Annotated in this window: 19 protein-coding genes and 1 tRNA gene; 9 read left to right on the top strand and 11 right to left on the bottom strand. The window is 72.1% G+C overall.

Features of this window, described 5'->3' with window-relative positions; translation table 11 throughout:
- Positions 1–44: 44 nt before the first annotated feature.
- Positions 45–755: a hypothetical protein gene (locus ACXVGS_RS16375; protein WP_458530537.1), complete on the bottom strand. Its 711-nt coding sequence runs from the start codon at positions 753–755 to the stop codon at positions 45–47.
- Between the two features lie 106 nt (positions 756–861).
- Here ACXVGS_RS16375 and ACXVGS_RS16370 point away from each other — a divergent pair, with 106 nt between their 5' ends.
- Positions 862–1,383, top strand: coding sequence for a peptidylprolyl isomerase (locus ACXVGS_RS16370; RefSeq protein ID WP_458530538.1), 522 nt, complete (start codon positions 862–864; stop codon positions 1,381–1,383).
- A gap of 31 nt (positions 1,384–1,414) precedes the next feature.
- On the top strand, positions 1,415–2,278 hold the full coding sequence (locus ACXVGS_RS16365) for a rhomboid family intramembrane serine protease (RefSeq protein ID WP_458530539.1): 864 nt from the start codon (positions 1,415–1,417) through the stop codon (positions 2,276–2,278).
- Positions 2,279–2,598: 320 nt separating this feature from the next.
- Here the strand turns inward: ACXVGS_RS16365 and ACXVGS_RS16360 are convergent, their stop codons facing one another.
- Entirely contained in the window at positions 2,599–2,850 is a 252-nt protein-coding gene (locus tag ACXVGS_RS16360; RefSeq protein ID WP_141790081.1) for a cell division protein CrgA, read from the bottom strand.
- A 99-nt stretch (positions 2,851–2,949) separates the two neighbouring features.
- Between ACXVGS_RS16360 and ACXVGS_RS16355 the strand changes: the two genes are divergently transcribed.
- The 4 genes from ACXVGS_RS16355 to ACXVGS_RS16340 are packed head-to-tail and all read left to right on the top strand — an operon-like array spanning position 2,950 to position 5,302.
- Positions 2,950–3,699: a DUF881 domain-containing protein gene (locus ACXVGS_RS16355; protein ID WP_458530540.1), complete on the top strand. Its 750-nt coding sequence runs from the start codon at positions 2,950–2,952 to the stop codon at positions 3,697–3,699.
- The gene (locus ACXVGS_RS16350; protein ID WP_458532471.1) at positions 3,696–4,451 is read left to right on the top strand and encodes a class E sortase; all 756 of its coding nucleotides are present in this window, start codon (positions 3,696–3,698) and stop codon (positions 4,449–4,451) included. Before ACXVGS_RS16355 ends, ACXVGS_RS16350 begins: the two co-directional genes overlap by 4 nt.
- A gap of 3 nt (positions 4,452–4,454) precedes the next feature.
- The gene (locus ACXVGS_RS16345; RefSeq protein ID WP_458530542.1) at positions 4,455–4,640 is read left to right on the top strand and encodes a hypothetical protein; all 186 of its coding nucleotides are present in this window, start codon (positions 4,455–4,457) and stop codon (positions 4,638–4,640) included.
- A gap of 8 nt (positions 4,641–4,648) precedes the next feature.
- Positions 4,649–5,302 carry an aminodeoxychorismate/anthranilate synthase component II gene (locus ACXVGS_RS16340; RefSeq protein WP_458530543.1) on the top strand — a complete coding sequence of 218 codons (654 nt, stop codon included), beginning with the start codon at positions 4,649–4,651 and terminating at the stop codon, positions 5,300–5,302.
- Positions 5,303–5,308: 6 nt separating this feature from the next.
- Here ACXVGS_RS16340 and ACXVGS_RS16335 read toward each other — a convergent pair whose 3' ends face one another.
- The 8 genes from ACXVGS_RS16335 to ACXVGS_RS16300 are packed head-to-tail and all read right to left on the bottom strand — an operon-like array spanning position 5,309 to position 14,909.
- Positions 5,309–6,274 (bottom strand): aminoglycoside phosphotransferase family protein, encoded by a 966-nt coding sequence (locus ACXVGS_RS16335; RefSeq protein ID WP_458530544.1) that lies wholly within the window; start codon positions 6,272–6,274, stop codon positions 5,309–5,311.
- The gene (gene pknB / locus ACXVGS_RS16330) at positions 6,271–8,139 is read right to left on the bottom strand and encodes a Stk1 family PASTA domain-containing Ser/Thr kinase (RefSeq protein ID WP_458537190.1); all 1,869 of its coding nucleotides are present in this window, start codon (positions 8,137–8,139) and stop codon (positions 6,271–6,273) included. Before pknB ends, ACXVGS_RS16335 begins: the two co-directional genes overlap by 4 nt.
- Entirely contained in the window at positions 8,136–9,518 is a 1,383-nt protein-coding gene (locus ACXVGS_RS16325) for a protein kinase domain-containing protein (protein WP_458530546.1), read from the bottom strand. The genes pknB and ACXVGS_RS16325 overlap by 4 nt, the downstream gene beginning before the upstream one ends.
- Entirely contained in the window at positions 9,515–10,975 is a 1,461-nt protein-coding gene (locus tag ACXVGS_RS16320; protein WP_458530547.1) for a peptidoglycan D,D-transpeptidase FtsI family protein, read from the bottom strand. Before ACXVGS_RS16320 ends, ACXVGS_RS16325 begins: the two co-directional genes overlap by 4 nt.
- Positions 10,972–12,351 (bottom strand): FtsW/RodA/SpoVE family cell cycle protein, encoded by a 1,380-nt coding sequence (locus tag ACXVGS_RS16315; RefSeq protein ID WP_458530548.1) that lies wholly within the window; start codon positions 12,349–12,351, stop codon positions 10,972–10,974. The genes ACXVGS_RS16320 and ACXVGS_RS16315 overlap by 4 nt, the downstream gene beginning before the upstream one ends.
- Positions 12,351–13,625 carry a Stp1/IreP family PP2C-type Ser/Thr phosphatase gene (locus ACXVGS_RS16310; protein WP_458532468.1) on the bottom strand — a complete coding sequence of 425 codons (1,275 nt, stop codon included), beginning with the start codon at positions 13,623–13,625 and terminating at the stop codon, positions 12,351–12,353. The genes ACXVGS_RS16315 and ACXVGS_RS16310 overlap by 1 nt, the downstream gene beginning before the upstream one ends.
- A gap of 5 nt (positions 13,626–13,630) precedes the next feature.
- Positions 13,631–14,137 (bottom strand): FHA domain-containing protein FhaB/FipA, encoded by a 507-nt coding sequence (locus ACXVGS_RS16305; RefSeq protein WP_141790090.1) that lies wholly within the window; start codon positions 14,135–14,137, stop codon positions 13,631–13,633.
- 10 nt (positions 14,138–14,147) lie between these two features.
- Complete coding sequence (locus ACXVGS_RS16300) at positions 14,148–14,909, bottom strand: FhaA domain-containing protein (RefSeq protein WP_458530550.1); 762 nt, start codon at positions 14,907–14,909, stop codon at positions 14,148–14,150.
- Between the two features lie 159 nt (positions 14,910–15,068).
- Between ACXVGS_RS16300 and ACXVGS_RS16295 the strand changes: the two genes are divergently transcribed.
- Both ACXVGS_RS16295 and ACXVGS_RS16290 read left to right on the top strand, forming a co-directional pair.
- Positions 15,069–15,155, top strand: a tRNA-Leu gene (locus tag ACXVGS_RS16295).
- Between the two features lie 216 nt (positions 15,156–15,371).
- The gene (locus ACXVGS_RS16290; RefSeq protein WP_458530551.1) at positions 15,372–16,433 is read left to right on the top strand and encodes a universal stress protein; all 1,062 of its coding nucleotides are present in this window, start codon (positions 15,372–15,374) and stop codon (positions 16,431–16,433) included.
- Positions 16,434–16,475: 42 nt separating this feature from the next.
- On the opposite strand, the gene ACXVGS_RS16285 is transcribed toward ACXVGS_RS16290, so the two are convergent.
- Positions 16,476–17,417, bottom strand: coding sequence for an alpha/beta fold hydrolase (locus ACXVGS_RS16285; RefSeq protein WP_458530552.1), 942 nt, complete (start codon positions 17,415–17,417; stop codon positions 16,476–16,478).
- A 156-nt stretch (positions 17,418–17,573) separates the two neighbouring features.
- Here ACXVGS_RS16285 and ACXVGS_RS16280 point away from each other — a divergent pair.
- On the top strand, positions 17,574–17,989 hold a 416-nt coding region (locus ACXVGS_RS16280), incomplete at its 3' end, for a hypothetical protein (protein ID WP_458538177.1).

Genomic DNA, 17,989 nt, shown 5'->3' with positions numbered 1-17,989 from the left:
CCTCACGGCCCCCCCCCGGCTGCGTCGTCCCAAGCGGTCGCGGCTCAGTCGCCGGCGCTGGCGCCGCGCACCGTCTTGGCGGTGTCGGCGTTGGCCTCGGCGGCGTCCTCGGCCGCGGCGGTCTCCTCGGTGCCCGTCGGCTCCTCGGTGGCGGCCGGCTCCTCGGTCGTGGCGGCCGGCGGCGTGGTCGTGGAGGTCCGTCCGGCGCTGGGTGCGATGTAGGGGTCCTGCAGCGGCGTGGCCCACGGGTCGTCCTTGGGCGCGGACCGCTTGAACGCTGCGAAGCCCGCGGCCGCAGCGCCCCCGAGGCCGAGCAGGAGCAGCAGCTTGCGGCCCCGGCGCTTCGGCCTGGCCACAGCCTCGCCCTTGAGGACGAGTGCGGCGTCCCCACCCCGGGTGACGGCCTCGTCGCGGGCCGCGGCACTGGCGGCGGCAGCAGCCGAGATGGCTTCGGCGATCCGCGGCAGCAGCTCGTCGACGATCTTGTCGCGCGCGCTGTCGACGCGCGGGGCCAGGTCCTGCACGCCCTTCTCCAGCTTGGGGGCGGCCACCTCGATCCCGTGCTCGACGCGCGGCTTGGCCCAGTCGCGGGCAGCCTCCACCCGCGGCTTCCCCCAGTCGCGCGCCACCTCGGCGGCGTGCTCCACGGCGGGGACGACGCGCTCGCGGATCTGTTCCGCGGTCGATGCCGACAGCTCCTGGGCCTGGGCGACCTTGTCCTTGGCCTGCTCGGTCTTGCTCTTCGTGCGGAACACGGAGTCCTCCTCGAAACGGTGACCAGGTCCAAACCTGTACCCATCCTGCACCGTTGCATCACCGCATGCCCATCGGGTCCACCAGATCGCGTGCGAGGATGACGCCATGAACGTCACGCTGCACACCAACCACGGTGACATCAACGTCACCCTGTACCCGGACCACGCGCCCAAGACGGTCCAGAACTTCGTCGGCCTCGCCACGGGCGAGAAGGACTACAACGACGACGCGGGCCGCACCAACCCGACGCCGTACTACGACGGGCTGACGTTCCACCGGATCATCCCCGGCTTCATGATCCAGGGTGGCTGCCCGACCGGCACCGGAACCGGCGGCCCGGGCTACGCCTTCGACGACGAGATCAGCCCGGCGCTGGACTTCACCGCCCCCTACAAGCTCGCCATGGCCAACGCCGGCAAGCGCATGGGCAAGGGCACCAACGGCTCGCAGTTCTTCATCACCGTCGGCCCGACGACGTGGCTCCAGGGCAAGCACACCATCTTCGGTGAGGTGGCCGACGGCCCGAGCCGCGAGGTCGTCGACAAGATCGCCGCCGTGCCGACGGGCGCGATGGACAAGCCGGTCGAGCCGGTCGTCATCGAGCGCGTCACCGTCCAGGACGCCTGAGGGGCGCCCCCAGGTGGCTGAGGACACCCCCATGACCGAGCCCGCGGCATACCAGCAGGCTCCGGTGTGCCCGCGTCATCCCGAGCGGGTGTCCTATGTCAGCTGCCAGCGCTGCGGCCGGCCCGTCTGTCCCGAGTGCCAGCGGCCGGCCGCAGTGGGCGTCCAGTGCGTCGACTGCGTGCGCGAGGGCGCCCGCACCACGCGTATGCCGCGCACCCAGCTCGGCGGTCGGGTCACCGATGGGCGTCCCGTGGTGACCCTGACCATCATCGGCGTCTGCGTCGCGGTGTGGCTGCTCCAACAGGTCATCCCCTCGGTGACCGGCGACTACGCCTTCGTGCCGGCCTACGGGCAGGCCCAGCCCTACCGATTCCTCACCGCGGCCTTCCTGCACGGCCCGATCTTCCACATCGGCTTCAACATGTATGCCCTGTGGGTGGTCGGCAGCTACCTCGAGCCACTGCTGGGGCGGATGCGGTTCGCCGCGCTCTACTTCGTCTGCGCGATCGGCGGCTCGGTCGGGTCGCTGCTGCTGGCCACGCCCTCGGTCGACGGTCGCGCCTCCTGGGTGACCGCCAGCGTGGGCGCGTCCGGTGCGGTGTTCGGCCTGTTCGGGGCGCTGCTCGTGCTCAATCGCCACCTGGGCCGGCCAACCGGCGGGATCTGGGTGATCCTGCTCATCAACGCCGCGATCGGGTTCGCCCCCGGCATCGCCTGGCAGGCGCACCTGGGTGGCTTCATCACCGGCGTGGTCTGCTCGCTGCTCCTGGTCGCCACGGCCGGTCAGTCCCGGCGGCGCTGGCAGCTGCCGCTGCTCGCCGCCGTGCTGGTCCTCGTCGTGGTGGCGGCCGCCGTGAAGTACGCCGGCGTCGCGCCGCAGTTCCTGCCTGCCTGACCTCCGGTCGACCACCGCGACGCGCCGTCCGGCCCGTCCGGGTTTGGACCGGTGCGACCCGATCCGGTCTTACACGCTTGTCATTTGTCCCCAGCCTGGGGACAACCGTGTGGACAACTCGTGGAATCTGCGTGGAAAGGTGGGGAAGGCACCGCGAGGGCCTGGGGATATCCCCAGGGATGCCCCACCTCTCACAGGTCGGCCCAGGTGCCTCGCACCCAGTCTGACCTGCGCAAACGCGAGGGCCGGCTCCCGCCGAAGCGGGGAGCCGGCCCTGTGGAGAGCTGTGGACGACGTCCCGGTGGAAACGCTGTGGACAGTCAGCGCCAGCGCATGGCGAAGCCGAAGCCACCGAGGATGAGCGTGATCCCGATCGCCAGGTTCCAGTAGCCGATGGAGGGCACCGGGTAGCTGCCCTGGGTCACGTAGAACGTGACGATCCACAGCAGGCCCAGCACGAGAAGCACGACCATGACCGGGGCGAACCAGGCCGGGTTGCCGACCTGGGCGGCCTTGGCCTTGCGCTGCGGCGGGGTGTAGGTCGCCTTGGCGCGACCCTTGGACTCCGGCACCGGGCACTCCTTGTTGCTGGTTGGGGACGATTCGTGCCTTAGCGTAGACGAGCACACGCGCGCGCGAACCCCGGCAGAGCCGAAGGGAGGGGACCGGACATGGCCACGCTGCCACCCTGGCTGAGCCGTCGGCCCTCCCGATGGTCCCTGCTGGTGCCGGTCGTCGGCGTCGCGGCCGGACTGTTGTTCGCCACGAGCGCCCAGACCGCCAAGGGCACCGACCTGCGCCCCAGCGGCACCGACCTCGCCGACGTCATCCGCGCCCAGACCCGGGTGGTCCAGGCCCGCACCCAGGCGGTCCGCTCCCTGCGCGAACAGGTCGACCGGCTCACCCAGCAGTCCGCGCCCGGCAACAGCGCCGTCAGCGAGCTGCAGCGGCGCAGCGCGGCCCTCGCCCCCGTCGCGGGGACGGAGGCCGTGCGCGGCCCCGCGATCACGGTGACCCTCAACGACGCCAAGCGCAGCGCGGCCAGCCTGCCGCAGGGCTTCACCGCCGACGACATCGTCGTGCACCAGCAGGACGTGCAGGGCGTGGTCAACGCGCTGTGGGCCGGCGGCGCCGAGGCGATGATGCTCCAGGACCAGCGGGTCATCTCCACCAGCGCGGTGCGCTGCGTCGGCAACACCCTGATCCTGCAGGGCCGGGTCTACTCCCCGCCCTACGTCATCAAGGCCATCGGCGACGTGCAGGGCATGCAGCAGTCCCTGGACACCAACCCCACGGTGAGCATCTACAAGCAGTACGTCGACGTCCTCGGGCTCGGTTATGACGTGAAGACGGACGCGGTGGCGACGTTCCCCGCCTACACCGGCACCACATCGCTGACCCACGCGAGCGTGCCCCGGTGAGCCTGACCCGGGCGGAGCGGCGCGCCCTCGAGCAGGTCCGCCGCCGACCGCCGCGCCCGCGCCCGAGCCTGGCCAGCCGCGTCATCGGGGTGGTCGGGGAGCTGCTCATCACCCTCGGCGTGGTCGTCCTGCTCTTCGTCGGCTGGCAGCTGTGGTGGACCGACATCACGGCCGACCGTGCGCAGGCCCAGACGATCCAGTCCCTCGAGCGCCAGTTCGGCCACGCCCCCGCAGACGGCCAGGGCTCGGTCACCCCCGCGGCAGTGCCCTTCGGCAAGGCGTTCGCGATCGTGCGCATCCCCCGGCTCGGCCCCACCTACGCCCGGCCCGTCCTCGAGGGCACCGACCACGACGTCCTCAGCCAGGGCATCGGCCACTACGAGGGCACGGCCATGCCGGGCAAGGTCGGCAACTTCGCCGTCGCCGGTCACCGCACGACCTACGGCAAGCCGTTCAGCGACATCGACACGCTGCGCCCCGGCGACGTCGTCATCGTGGAGACCCGTACCAGCTACGTCGTCTACACCGTCCAGCGGCACGTCATCGTCACCCCGGAGCACGTCGAGGTCGTCGCGCCCGTCCCGCAGAAGCCCGGCGTCAAGCCGACACAGGCGATGATGACCATGACCGCCTGCCACCCGCGCTACAGCGCGGCGCAGCGCTACGTCGTCTTCGCCTCGCTGTTGCGCACGATCCCCCGCGCGCAGGGCATCCCGGCGTCGCTGCTGACCGTCCCGACGAAGGGGGCCTGACCGGTGTACGGACCGCTGTGGCGCGCCCTGCCCGGGCCCTGGCCGATCAAGCTGCTGCAGGCGCTGGTGCTGGCGCTCGCGTTCGTGGCCGCCTGCTTCCTGTGGCTCTTCCCCGCCGTGTCCGACCACCTGCCGTTCAACGACAACACGGTCACCAGCAGCTCCCCCAGCCGAACCACCACACCGTAAGGCCCCGCATGACCCGCATCCTCGTCGTGGACAACTACGACAGCTTCGTCTTCACCATCGTCGGCTACCTCAGCCAGCTCGGCGCCGAGTGCGAGGTCGTCCGCAACGACGCCATCAGCACCGAGGCCGCTGCCGAGTTCGACGGTGTCCTCGTCTCCCCCGGTCCCGGCACCCCGGAGGAGGCAGGGGTCTCCCTGACGATGATCGAGGCGTGCGCCGGGCGCACCCAGCCGATGCTGGGCGTGTGCCTGGGGCACCAGGCCCTCGGCGTCGTCTTCGGCGCCACCGTGGGCCGTGCCCCGGAGCTGCTGCACGGCAAGACCTCCGCGGTCCAGCACGACGGCACCGGTGTCCTGGCTGGCCTGCCCTCGCCGTTCACGGCGACCCGCTACCACTCGCTGACCATCGAGCCGCCGACCCTGCCGGAGGTGCTGCTCGCCAACGCCCACACCGCCTCGGGCGTCATCATGGCTGTGCGGCACGCTTCGCTGCCGCTGCACGGCGTGCAGTTCCACCCCGAGAGCGTGCTGACCGAGGGCGGCCACCGTCTGCTGGCCAACTGGCTGGTGACCTGCGGCATGACCGACGCCGTCGAGCGTTCCGCAGGCCTGAGCCCGCTGGTCCACGACGCCGCGGCGGTGGCCCGGCTGGTCGCCGGCTGACCCGGCTCAGTCCTCCAGGATCTCCTCGACCCACCCGCGCACCGGGAAGTCGAACTCCCGCTGCGCCTCGGGCGGCGCGCCGCGCAGCGCCGTGTGCCACGTCAGCGCCCGGGTGACCCGCCCGGTCGCCCGGGCCAGCTCCACCGACCGCAGCAGCGCGCTCCGGTCGGCCAGCGCGGACCATGGCTCCAGCAGGGCGTCCCGGACCCGGAGCACCCGCGGGTCGTCCAGCGTGGTCTGCCCGTGGTGGGCCAGCGAGTTCAGCGTCGCCAGCAGGGTGCCGAACGGGTGGCCGATGCTCGCGTCGCCCCAGTCGATCACCCGGGCCGAGGCGGTGGAGCCCGGCCAGCACACGTTGGCGGCATGGAGGTCGTCGTGTTGCAGGGTCCAGGGCAGGCCGTCGGCAGCCAGTTCCGAGCACCACTGTCGGTATGCCGGGAGCCTGGCCTCCAGCGCGGCTCGCCGCCGCGGGGTCAGCCCTCCGCGCGCGGGGTCGGTGGCGGCCAGCTCCGCCACGAGGTCTGCCGCCTGCTCGGGCAGGGTCGCCGGTGAGCGCTCCGGCACGCCCAGGGCGAGCAGCTCCGCCCGGTGGGCGGCGAGCTCCAGCTGTGCGGCGGCATACCGGGGCAGGAGGGTCTCCCAGACCGGCCACTGCTCCCCGGCCGGCAGGACGGACCGCAGGGTCGGGCCGGCGTCGCGGGTCAGCCACCAGCCGCGGCCGGCGTCCACCGCGACGACCTGCGGGGCCAGCCCGGGGGCGAGGCGCTCCAGGGTGCGGACCAGGGCCGGCTCCTGTCGCGTGCCCTCCCCGTTGGCCTTGAACCAGACCCGGCCGTCCCCGGTCGGGAAGACCGCCGCGGACGACCAGGGGCGGTCATGGACCAGCTCCCCGGCACCCGGTGTGCCGAGACCGGCCTCGGCACACCGCCCGGCGACCCACGAGGAGACGTCGGGCGGTGCAGCCGGGGTCACTTCGACTTGGTGTCCGACGGCAGGGTGATCGTCGTCGGGGGCATGGTGGCCGTGTCGGTGGGCGACTGCGTCGGCTCGCTCGTCTGGGGCTGCGCCTGGGAGACCACGAGCTTGATGGTCGTGCCGGCGTCGACCGTCTCGCCGACGTGGTTCTGGTCCAGGACGGTGCCCTCGGGCTGGTCGCTGGGCTGGAACTCGGTCTTGGTCTGCAGCCCGAGGTCGCTGAGGATCCGCTGGGCGTCGCCCAGGGTCTTGTTGCGCACGTCGGGCACCTTGACCCGACCGCTGGCCACCTTGAGGTTGACGGTGCTACCCGAGTCGACGCTGCTGCCGCCGGACGGGTCGGTGCTGATCACCTTGCCGGCGTCGACCGAGGAGTCGTCCACCTTGGTCACGGAGCCGACCTTGAGGCCGCGGTCCTCGATGGTGCGCCTCGCGGAGGACTCGGTGAAGCCGGTGACGTCGGGGACCTCCACCTGGCCGGGGCCGCTGGAGACGCTGATCGCCACGGTGGAGCCCTTGTCCACCGGCGAGCCGGCGGTCGGGTTCTGGTCGAAGACGGTCCCCTTGGCCGCCTCGTTGTTGGCCTGGCTGACCTGGGCCTTCAGGCCCATCGCCTCGAGCCGGGCCACGGCGGTGGCCTGGGGCAGCGTCACCACGGAGGGCACCTTGACGCTCTGGGCGAGCGGCTTGTCGCCGCCGAACAGCGACTTGCCGGCGAATGCGACGAGCACCAGCGCCGCGATCACGGCCGCGATGAGCAGGGCGTAGACCCCGGCGTGACGCTTGCGTGGCTCGCCGTCCGGGTCGTGACCGATGGGCGGCAGGCCGGCGGTGTTGCCGTGCCGGGAGTCGGCGGCCGCGGCGCCGGCCACGGCGGTGGGACGGGTCATCGCCTGGGTGGGCTCACCACCGGCCATCAGCATGGTGGAGTCGCCACCGAGGGCGGCGGCGCCTGCGGCCATGCCGGCAGCGGTGCCCAGGGCGGCGGCGCTGATCGGGCGGCCCGTGCGCGCCGCCGCCAGGTCGGCGCGGAACTCCGAGGCGGTCTGGTAACGCGCCTCGCGGTCCTTGGTCAGGGCGTGCAGGACCACCGCGTCCAGCTCGGGGCTGACCTCGGGGTTGTGCACCGACGGGGGCTGGGGGGTCTCACCCACGTGCTGGTAGGCGATCGCCACCGGGGAGTCACCGACGAACGGCGCCCGGCCGGTCAGCAGCTCGTAGATGAGGCAGCCGGTGGAGTACAGGTCGGAGCGGGCGTCCACCTGTTGGCCCTGGGCCTGCTCGGGCGAGAGGTACTGCGCGGTGCCGATGACCGCCTGGGTCTGCGTCATCGTGGCCGCCGTGTCGGCGACCGCACGCGCGATACCGAAGTCCATGACCTTGACGTCACCGTGCTCGGTGACCATGACGTTGGCCGGCTTGATGTCGCGGTGGACGATGCCCATGCGGTGGGAGTACTCGAGGGCGGCGAGCACGCCCTCGGTCAGGTGGCACGCGACCACCGGGTCCATCGCCTGGTGCTCCTGGTCGTTGAGCAGCTGGCGCAAAGTCTTGCCGGTCACCCGCTCCATGACGATGTAGGGCACCGACATGCTCGCCCCGGCGTAGTCGACCGTGTGGTCCTCGCCGGAGTCGTAGACGGCCACGATGGCGGCGTGGTTGAGGCCCGCCGCGGACTGGGCCTCGCGGCGGAAGCGGGCCAGGAAGGTGTGGTCACGCGCCAGGTCGGAGCGCAGCATCTTGATCGCCACGGCCCGGCCGAGCCGGGTGTCGTGGCCGGCGTGGACCTCGGCCATGCCGCCGCGTCCGATCAGCTCTCCGACCTCGTAACGGCCGCCGAGCAGCCGGGGTGTGGCACTCACTTCTTGCCCTTCTTCTTGTGGCCGTCGTTGTTGCCGGGGTTTGGTCCGGCGTGCGCGGGGGTGGTGGCTGGTGCGGCCTGGGCCACCACGAGCATGATCACCGCCTTGGCGGGGACGGCCCCCGTGGGGCTCATCGCCAGGACGGTGCCCGGCTGCTGACCGGAGGCCTGGTTCCGGGTGGAGACCTGGTAGCCCAGGCTCTCCAGCGCGGGCCGGACCTGGTCGACAGGCTGCCCGACGTAGGCGGCGGCGGAGAGCACCGTGACCGGCCGGCTGGTGGCGGTCCGCGTCGGGGACGGCTTCGGGGTGGTCGAGGTCTTCGCCGCGCCGGACCCGCACCGGCTCAACGACACCGCGAGCACGATGACCGCCAGGGCGGCCAGGCCCCACACCGCGGGACGCTTGCGCACCTGGTCGGTCAGGGCGCTCGACCGGACGGCAGCCGGTGCGGCGCTGTGGATGCGGGTGGCGGGTCCGCTGTGCTGGTCCTGCTGGCGCACGGTGGTGGCCATGACCGCCGTCTGGTCGAACGCCGAGGGCGGCGTGACCGCGGTCGCGATCGAGCCGGAGACCGGCACCCCGAGCTCCTCGGCGATCGCGGCGGCGCTGACCGGGCGGTCGGCCGGGTCCTTGGCCAGGCAGGACTCGATCAGGTCGCGCAGCTGCTCGGGGACCTCGTCGGGCAGCGGAGGGGGCGGGTCGTTGACCTGGGACAGGGCGGTGGCGACCGGGGTCTCGGCGTCGAACGGCCGCTTGCCGGTCAGCATCTCGTGGGCCACGATGCCCAGCGCGTAGATGTCGCTGGAGGGGGTGGCCGGCTCGCCCATCGCCTGCTCGGGCGAGATGTACTGGGCGGTGCCCATGACCTCGCCCGTCTTGGTGATCGCCGACCCGTGCAGGGCCCGGGCGATGCCGAAGTCGGTGAGCTTGGCCGTGCCGTCCGGGGTGAGGATGATGTTGGCCGGCTTGACGTCACGGTGGACGAAGCCGTTCTGGTGCGCCATCTCCAGCGCCGCGGCGGCCTGGCCGAGCACGGAGGCGGCCTCCTCGGGGCCGAGCGGGCCGCGCTCGGTGATCACCCGGGACAGCGGCTCGCCGGGGACGAGCTCCATGACCAGATAGGACTCGCCGTCCTCCTCGCCGTAGTCGTGCACGGTGGCGATGTTGGGGTGGCTCAGTGCCGCGCTGTGGCGGGCCTCTGCCCGGAACCGGTCGACGAACTGGGTGTCGTCGGCGTAGCCGGAGCGCAGCAGCTTGATGGCGACGGTGCGTCCGAGGACGCCGTCGGTGGCCTCCCAGACCTCGCCCATGCCGCCACCGGCCACCCGCTCGGTGAGCGTGTAGCGGTTGCCCAGGACCGCTCCGCTGCCGGCGCTCATCGGTTGACCACCGACTCGATGACCTGGCGGGCGATCGGTGCGGCGACCTTGCCGCCGAACGCCTCGTTGCCGGCCCGGCCGCCGTCCTCGACGACGACGGCCACCGCGATGCGCGGGTTGTCGGCCGGGGCGAACGCCGTGAACCAGGCGTGCGGGGCCAGGCCCGTGCCGTGCTCGGCCGTGCCGGTCTTGCCGGCCACGCTGACCCCGGGGATCTGGGCCGCGGTGGCGGTGCCGCTCTGGACGACCGCCTCCATCATGCGCGTCAACCGTGCCGCGACGTCCGGGCTCACCGCTTGGGACAGCTGTTCGGGAGAGGTCTCCTCGATGACATCGAGATCTGCACTGCGTACGTCCTTGACGAGGTAGGGCCGCATGACGACGCCCTTGTTGGCGATCGCCGCGCTCACCATCGCCATCTGGAGCGGGGTGACGCGCACGTCGAACTGCCCGATGGCCGCCTGCGCGGTCTGCGGGCGGTTCATCTGCTCCGGCACGGTGCTCGGCGTGACCCGCATGGGCACACTGAGCTGGTCACCGAAGCCGAACTTCGCGGCCTGGGCGCGCAGGGCGTCGGCGCCCAGCTTCATGCCGAGGCCACCGAAGGAGGAGTTGCACGAGCGCTGGAGCGCCACCAGCAGCGTCGACGTGCCGCCGGGGCCACACGGCAGCCGGTCGTCGTTGGGCAGCTTGGCGTTGGTGGTGTCGGGCAGCTTCAGCGTCGCCGGCCCCGGGATCTCGGAGTCCTCGGTGTACTGCCCCGAGGACAGGGCCGCTGCCGCGGTCACCAGCTTGAAGGTGGAGCCCGGCGGGTAGAGGTCGCCGTTGATCGTCCGGTTGACGGCGGGGTTGCCCGGGGCGTTGTTGACCTGCTGCCAGGCCTTGGCGACGGACTTCAGGTCGTGGCTGGCCAGCGGGCTGGGGTCGTACTGCGGGTGGCTCACCATGGCCAGGATCGCCCCGGTGGACGGGTCGAGGGCGACGACGGCGCCGCGCTGGTCACCGAGGGCCTCGTCCGCGGCCTTCTGGGCGCGCGGGTCGATGGTCAGCTCCAGGCTCGCGCCGCTGGGCACCTTGCCGGTGACCATGTCGACGATGCGCCGGTAGAAGAGCTTGTCGGACTGCCCGGACAGCAGCGAGTCCTCGGCGCCCTCGAGGCCGCCGCCGGCGCCGTAGGTGAACGAGTAGTAGCCGGTGACCTGGGAGTACAGCCGCGCCGAGGGGTAGGTGCGCAGCCACTTCAGCTGGTCGTTGGAGGGCACCGATCGGGCGACCGGGGAGCCCCCGACGAGGATGGCGCCACGCTCACGGGCGTAGCTGGCCAGCAGGGTGCGCCGGTTGTTGGGCCGATCCTGTAGCTCCTTGGCCTGGACGAACTGGATCCACGTCGTCGCGATGAGCAGCGAGGCGAACAGCGCCGCCACGATGAACGACAGCCGGCGGATGGGGGCGTTCATCGCAGCTTCACCACTTCGGTCGCCTCGGAGGAGGCCGAGGACGCCACCGCGGTCTCGGCCACCGGCCGGCGGGCCTGGTCGCTGATCCGCAGCAGCAGCGCCAGCAGGGCCCAGTTGGCCAGCAGCGAGGAGCCTCCGTAGGACAGGAACGGCAGCGTCAGGCCGGTCAGCGGGATGACCCGGGTGACGCCGCCGACGACGACGAAGACCTGCAGCGCCATCGAGAAGGACAGGCCGGTGGCGAGCAGCTTGCCGAAGCCGTCGCGCACGCCGAGCGCCGTCCGCAGTCCGCGCTCGACGATGAGGACGTAGAGCATCAGCAGGGCGAACAGGCCGAACAGGCCGAACTCCTCACCCATGCTCGGGTAGATGAAGTCGCTCTCGGCGAAGTAGGTGAAGTTGGGGTGGCCGCGACCCAGGCCGGTCCCGAAGAGCCCGCCACTCGCCATACCCATCAGGCCCAGGACGAGCTGGTCGCTGACCTGCAGTGCCTGCTGGGAGAACGGGTGCAGCCACAGCAGCACGCGCTGCTGGAGGTGGCCGAACATGAGGTAGGCGAAGTAGGCGCCGAAGCAGAACAGGGTCAGGCCGATGGCGACCCACGACCGTCGTTCGGTCGCGACGTAGATCATCGCCACGAAAAGGCCGAAGAACAGCAACGAGGAGCCGAGGTCGCGCTCGAAGACCAGCACGAGCACGCTGACCAGCCAGGCGATGAGGATCGGCCCGAGGTCGCGCGGGCGCGGGAAGGCGATGCCGAGGAAGCGCTTGCCGACCAGAGAGAGCACGTCGCGGGTCTGCACGAGGTAGCCGGCGAAGAAGACGGTCAGGGTGATCTTGGCGATCTCACCGGGCTGGAAGCTGAACGGCCCCAGGCCGATCCAGATCCGGTTGCCGTTGATGTTGCGGCCCAGGCCCGGCACCAGCGGCAGGAGGAGCAGTCCGATGCTGGTCGCCATCGCGATGAACGTGAACCGGCGCAACTGGCGGTGGTCGCGCAGCGCGATGATGACGGCGATCGCGATGATCACCCCCAGCGCGCTCCAGGTGAGCTGCTTGAACGCCATGCCGCCGCCGGTGCGCTGGTGGGCCAGGTCGAGACGGTGGATCATCACCAGGCCCAGGCCGTTGAGCAGCGTGCCGATCGGCAGCAGCAGGGGGTCGGCGTAGGGCGCGCGCCAGCGCAGCACGAGGTGGAAGCCGCCGCCGAGGACCAGGAAGCCCAGGCCGTAGCCGAGCAGGTCCGGCGGGAACGTGCCCTGCACCGCCAGGCCCACGTTGAGGTAGGCCAGCATCACGATGCCGATGGCCAGCAGCAGCAGCCCCAGCTCGACGTTGCGTCGCGTGCGGGGGACGAGGGAGGTGACCGTGGACATCAGGACGCGGCGCCGCAGCTCTGGCCCTTGGCCTTCAGTGCCTCGCAGCTGACCGCCTCGGAGCGCAGGTCGTCGACGATCTTGCGCGCGGCGGTCAGGCTCTCGGCGTTGAACGTGGCGTTGACCTTGCTGCGGTAGAAGTCGGGCAGGTTGTTGATGTCGACGTCGGTCGCGGTCTCGACGTGGGAGAGCTTGAGCGGGCCGATGTTCTGGGACACCCCGCGGTAGATCGCCACGAACCCGCCGGACTCACCGACGAAGTACTGCCGCTGCGACCAGTCGTATGCCGCGTAGCCGCCACCCAGCACCACGGCCAGGACCAGCAGCATCAGCCCACCGCGCCGGAGCCACTTCCGGGCTCCTTTGGGTCCCTCCTCGGCCAGGGTGACCGAGCCGTCGTCCTCGGCGTTCTCGTCGTCGCCGGCGGCGGTGCGCGACAGGGCGGCGGCCTTGGCGGCGGGGGTCTGCGGCAGGGGGCGGGTGCCGGCGGCCTGCCGCTCGGCGGCGGCCCCGACGACCTGCGGAACGGTGGAGGGCGCCTCGGCCCGGTCGAGGTCGACCACGTCGCCGATGATCACGGTGACGTTGTCGGGGGCGCCGGCCTTGAGGGCGAGCTCGACGAGCCGGTCGGCGGTGTGGTCGGCGTCCATGCCCGAGGCCATGACCTCGGCGATGGTGTCGCGCGCGACGAAGTCGGACAGGCCGTCGGAGCAGATCAGGTAGCGGTCGCCCGGGCGGGCCTCGCGCAGCGACAGGTCCGGCTCGTCGTCGGGCTGGCCGGTCAGCACTCGGGTGACGATCGAGCGCTGCGGGTGGTGCTCGGCCTCCTCGGCGGAGATCCGGCCCTCGTCGACCAGGCTCTGGACGAAGGAGTGGTCCTTGGTGATCTGGGTCAGCGTGCCCTCGCGCAGCAGGAACGCCCGCGAGTCGCCGATGTGTGCCATGGCCAGCTTGTTGCCGGTGCGCAGCAGGGCGATGACGGTGGTGCCCATGCCCCGCAGCTCGGGGTGCTCGTGCACGTTGCGCTCCAGCGCCTCGTTCGCCGACCGCAGGCGGGTCGCGAGCAGCTCGAGGGCGTCGTCGCCGCCGTGGGACTCGCCGTCGAGGTCGACCAGCTCCCCGATGGTGATCGAGGACGCGACGTCGCCGCCGGCATGGCCGCCCATGCCGTCGGCGAGGACGAGCAGGTGGGGACCGGCATACCCCGAGTCCTGGTTGACGGAGCGGACGAGCCCGACGTCCGAACGCGCGGCGTACCGCAGGGCGATGGCCATCGGACCTACTTTCGCAACTCGAGGACCGTCTTGCCGATCCGCAGGGTCGTGCCGACTGCCACCGGCGTGGGGGTGCTGAGCCGGTTGGCGCCGAGGAAGGTGCCGTTGGTGGAGCCGAGGTCCTCGACGTACCAGCCGTCGCCGTCCCGGTAGACCCGGGCGTGACGGCCGGAGGCGAAGTCGTCGTCGAGGACCAGGGTGCACTCGGGGTTGCGCCCGATGAGCACACCGGAGTCCTTGAGGTTCAACGTCGTCCCGGCCAGCGGTCCTTCCGTGACCGCGAGGGTAGCCGGGACCTTGCGCGCCGCGGCACGCGAGGCGCGGCTGGGCGCCTCAGCGGGGGCGGGCGGCTGCCGGTTGGGGCGGGCCTTGGGTTTGACCGGTGCCTTGCCGCGGCTGAGCACGCGGGTGCCGTAGAGGTCGCCGCGCAGCACGCCGACGATGCTGAAGACGAAGACCCAGAGCAGGACCAGGAGACCGAGGCGGACCACGGTGAGGGTGAGCTCGCTCATCGCCGGCCCCTCACCGCCGGCCCGCGTGGAAGGTGATGGTGGTGCGTCCGACCGTGATCCGGTCGCCCTCCTCCAGTCGGTGGCTGGTGATGCGGTCCCCGTCGACGAAGGTGCCGTTGGTCGAGCCGAGGTCGCGGATGCTGGTCACCAGGTGGGGCCCGTCGCTCGTCACGCGGATCTCGCTGTGCTTGCGCGAGATGCCGGGGTCGTCCAGGACCACGTCGGCGGAGTCGTCGCGGCCAAGGACCGTGATGGCGCCCATCAGCGGGTAGCGGTCGCCGTCGACCTCCAGCCACGGGCGGTCGTTGGGGTTGGCCCGGGGGGCAGGCGCGGGGGCGGCGGCGGGCTGGTGCTCGGTCGCGGCGGTCGCGGCCGGGGCGGCGGGCGCCGGCCGGGGCCGGGCCTTGGCGGTCGAGGTGCGCAGCCGGAAGACCCCGGTCTCGAGGTCGTCGTGGGCGCTGAAGTGCACCTGGATCGGGCCACCGGGCGTGTAGTGCTGGGAGTCCGCGTGCTCCTGCGCCGAGGCGACGAGCTCGTCGGACAACGCGTCGGAGAAGCTGCTCAGCCGCTCGTGGTCGGCCGGGCTGAGCTCGACCGTGTAGATGTTCGGCACGAACGTGCGCCCATGGCCCAGCACAGCGCCCTTGTCGTCCATGGCGCGCCGGATCGCCGCAGCGATCTCGACCGGCTGCACCTCGGACTTGAAGGCCCGGGCAAAAGCGCCGTTGACCGCGCGCTCGAGACGCTGCTCGACTCGATCGAACAGTCCCACGTGAACTCCTCCTCGGGGTTGGCCTCCCGATCGTAGCCGTCGCGGTTGAGTATGCCGGTCGCGTGCTAGCCTGAGCCGCTTCCTGGAGGCCGGGAGAGGCCCCGCCGGAACGTCCCGATTTGGGATTTCGGCGGTCTCTCCGACACACTAGGCAAGCGCGCGCGAGTGGCGGAATAGGCAGACGCGCACGGTTCAGGTCCGTGTGCCCGAAAGGGCGTGGGGGTTCAACTCCCCCCTCGCGCACCAGACTCGAAGGGGTCGCCGAGAGGCGGCCCCTTCGTCGTGTCCGGGGGTGATCGGGCTCCACGTCCTCTGAGGCTGCTCGACGCACGGGTTCGTCCCCCGGGGCACCGGGTGTGACCTGTGCGTGGAGGGGGCGAAGGCCCCTTCTGCCAGGGCTCAGGGCTCCATGAGGCTGGGAGAGCGGTAGCCCGGACCGGGCCACCGCTCGGGAGGTGCGCCATGGACACGGACGAGACCCGGCAGGACCCTGAGCCGACGGGGTCCTCTGCTCTGGTGCTGCCTGAGCACGAGCACACGCAGCTGTGCGGCGCGCCGGATCGCGTCGTCGTCGGGGTGGACGACACCGCCCTCTCGAGGGAGGCCCTGCGGTGGGCGGCGCGGGAGGCGATGTGGCACTCCTCGCACCTGCACGTCGTCCATGCCTCCGAAGCGGACGAGGCGCAGGCCGAAGCAGCGGTGCGCGCGATGCTGGACGAGGTCTACCAGCAGGTGCACCTCCCTCCCACAACGGAGGATCGCGCTCCTGCGGGTCCTCCGGTCGTCGAGGTGGAGTACCTGCGTGCCCGCTCGCGGGCACCCGAAGCCCTGGTGGCCGCCTCCCACGGCGCGGCCGTGCTGGTCTTGGGAGCGCACTCCAGCCGCCGTTTCGCGCAGCTCGTGACCTCGGTGTCCCACCGTGCAGCGGCGTTCGCCACCTGTCCGGTCGCCTTCGTGCGCCCGGGGCAGTACCAGGACCCGCCGGCCCACGCCCGGGTCGTGGTCGGGGTCGATGACACCCAGACCGCCCGAGATGCCCTGCGGTGGGCGGCGCGAGAGGTGTCGATGCGCAGAGGGCAGACCCCACAGGACTGGCGGCTGGAGGTGTTGCACGCGGCTCCGGCGGAGCAGAAGTTCCTCCTCGTCCACCCCCGCTCGGCGGCACAGGCCACAGAGCGGATGACCCCGCCGGAGCAGCTGCTGGACTACCTCCGCACCGAGGTCCTGACCGGTGACGCCGAACGTGACGTGCCCGTCGACTACACGATCAGCTACGCGGACCCCGTCGGTGCTCTGGTCGAGGCGGCGACAGGCGCCGACCTGCTCGTCATCGGCTCCTCGGGCCGCGGCATCCTCAGCGACGTCCTGCAGCCCTCGGTCGCCAGGGAGATCGTCGACCGCGCCCCGTGCCCGGTCGTCGTCGCGGCCTCGACGCCCGAGGACCGTTCGGCCCGGGTCCGTGAGGCGACGGTCGCCGAGGAGCGCGCGTCGGTCACCGGACCAGAGCCGTCCTCCCCGTCCTGAGCCGGCACGGCGGGACGACCACCTGGACGATCACCGGGTCGATCACCGCGAAGGGCGCTCGTCCTCGGCCTGCCCCGCGGTCAGCAGCGCGCGCAGCGCGGCGCGGTCGAGCGGGGAGGTCTGGGTGGTCTGCAGGAAGTCCACCACCGTCCGGACGAAGCGGGCAGGTTCGTCCTGGTGCGGGAAGTGGCCGGACTTCTCGAAGACGTCGAGCGTGCTCCCGGCCAGCGCGGCGTGGGCTGCCCGGGCGTGGGCGACGGGGATGAGCGTGTCGCCCGCTCCCCAGACGATCAGCGTCGGACGCCCCTGCGCGAGGTACAGGCGGTCGGTGGCGCTGACCCGCTGCCCGCCGGGACCCACCACGCTCCTCAGGGTGTGAACGAACGCGGAACGGGCCGGAAGGTCGGCCAACGAGGCATAACCGCGGGCGGCTTCGACCATCGAGGGCTGGAGCCGGATGGGGAGTCGTTCCAGCAGCCGGGACACGGCCAGGCCGGCGTCGCGCACGCGCCGGTGGGCGATCACGGGGAGCACCAGCTCCGCCCCGGGCAGAGTGGCGGCCCGGAGGGCGAGGCTGACCTCCCGCCCGAGGCCCCCACTGGACACCAGCACCATCCGGTCACAGTGCTCGTAGTACTGGTAGGCGAACTGCATCGCCACGCCACCGCCGAGCGAGTGCCCGACCACCGAGGCGCGGTCGTGGCCGAGCCGCAGGAGGAGGTCTCGGAGCAGGCTGGCGAGAGCACCCAGGGAGTAGTCCGTCGCCGGCTTGTCGGACTCGCCGTGGCCGAGCAGGTCGGGGGCGATGACATGCGCGTGCTCGGCCAGGCCCGGGATGACCGGCTCCCACGTCGCGCTGCTGCTCGTGATCCCGTGCACCAAGAGCAGCACCGGCAGTCGGGGGTCGCCGGCCTCGCGATAGCTGATCCGGTGGCCGTGCAGGCTCACCGCTGCGGTCCGCATCTTGGCCTCCGGCCGGTTCACCTCCCAAGGATCCGACAGCCCACCGACCGTGTCCACACCTGCGGTCAGGGGGCCGGCGGCAGGGTCACGGTCGGGAGGACCGGCTCAGGTGTCGGTGGCGTGGTCACGGACGGGAGCGAGGGTGTCGGCGCCGGCGGCAGGGTCAGCGTGGGGGTGGTGACCGGGGGAACCGTCACGCTGGGCGATGGCGGCGCGGTGACGGTCGGGAGCGTCGGGATGGGGACCGGCGGAACCGTCACGCCCGGCAGCGTGGGGGTGGTGACCGGGGGAACCGTCACGCTGGGCGGTGGCGGCGCGGTGACGGTCGGGAGCGTCGGGATGGGGACCGGCGGAACCGTCACGCCCGGCAGCGTGGGGGTGGTGACCGGGGGAACCGTCACGCTGGGCGGTGGCGGCACGGTCACGCTGGGCAGGGTCGGGATGGTGACCGGGGGAACCGTCACGCCCGGCAGCGTGGGGGTGGTGACCGGGGGAACCGTCACGCTGGGCGGTGGCGGCGCGGTGACGGTCGGGAGCGTCGGGATGGGGACCGGCGGAACCGTCACGCCCGGCAGCGTGGGGGTGGTGACCGG

It is taken from the genome of Oryzihumus sp. (assembly GCF_054325275.1).
The sequence above is the reverse complement of the archived record's forward strand: the minus strand, read 5'-3'. Positions and strand labels throughout refer to the sequence as shown.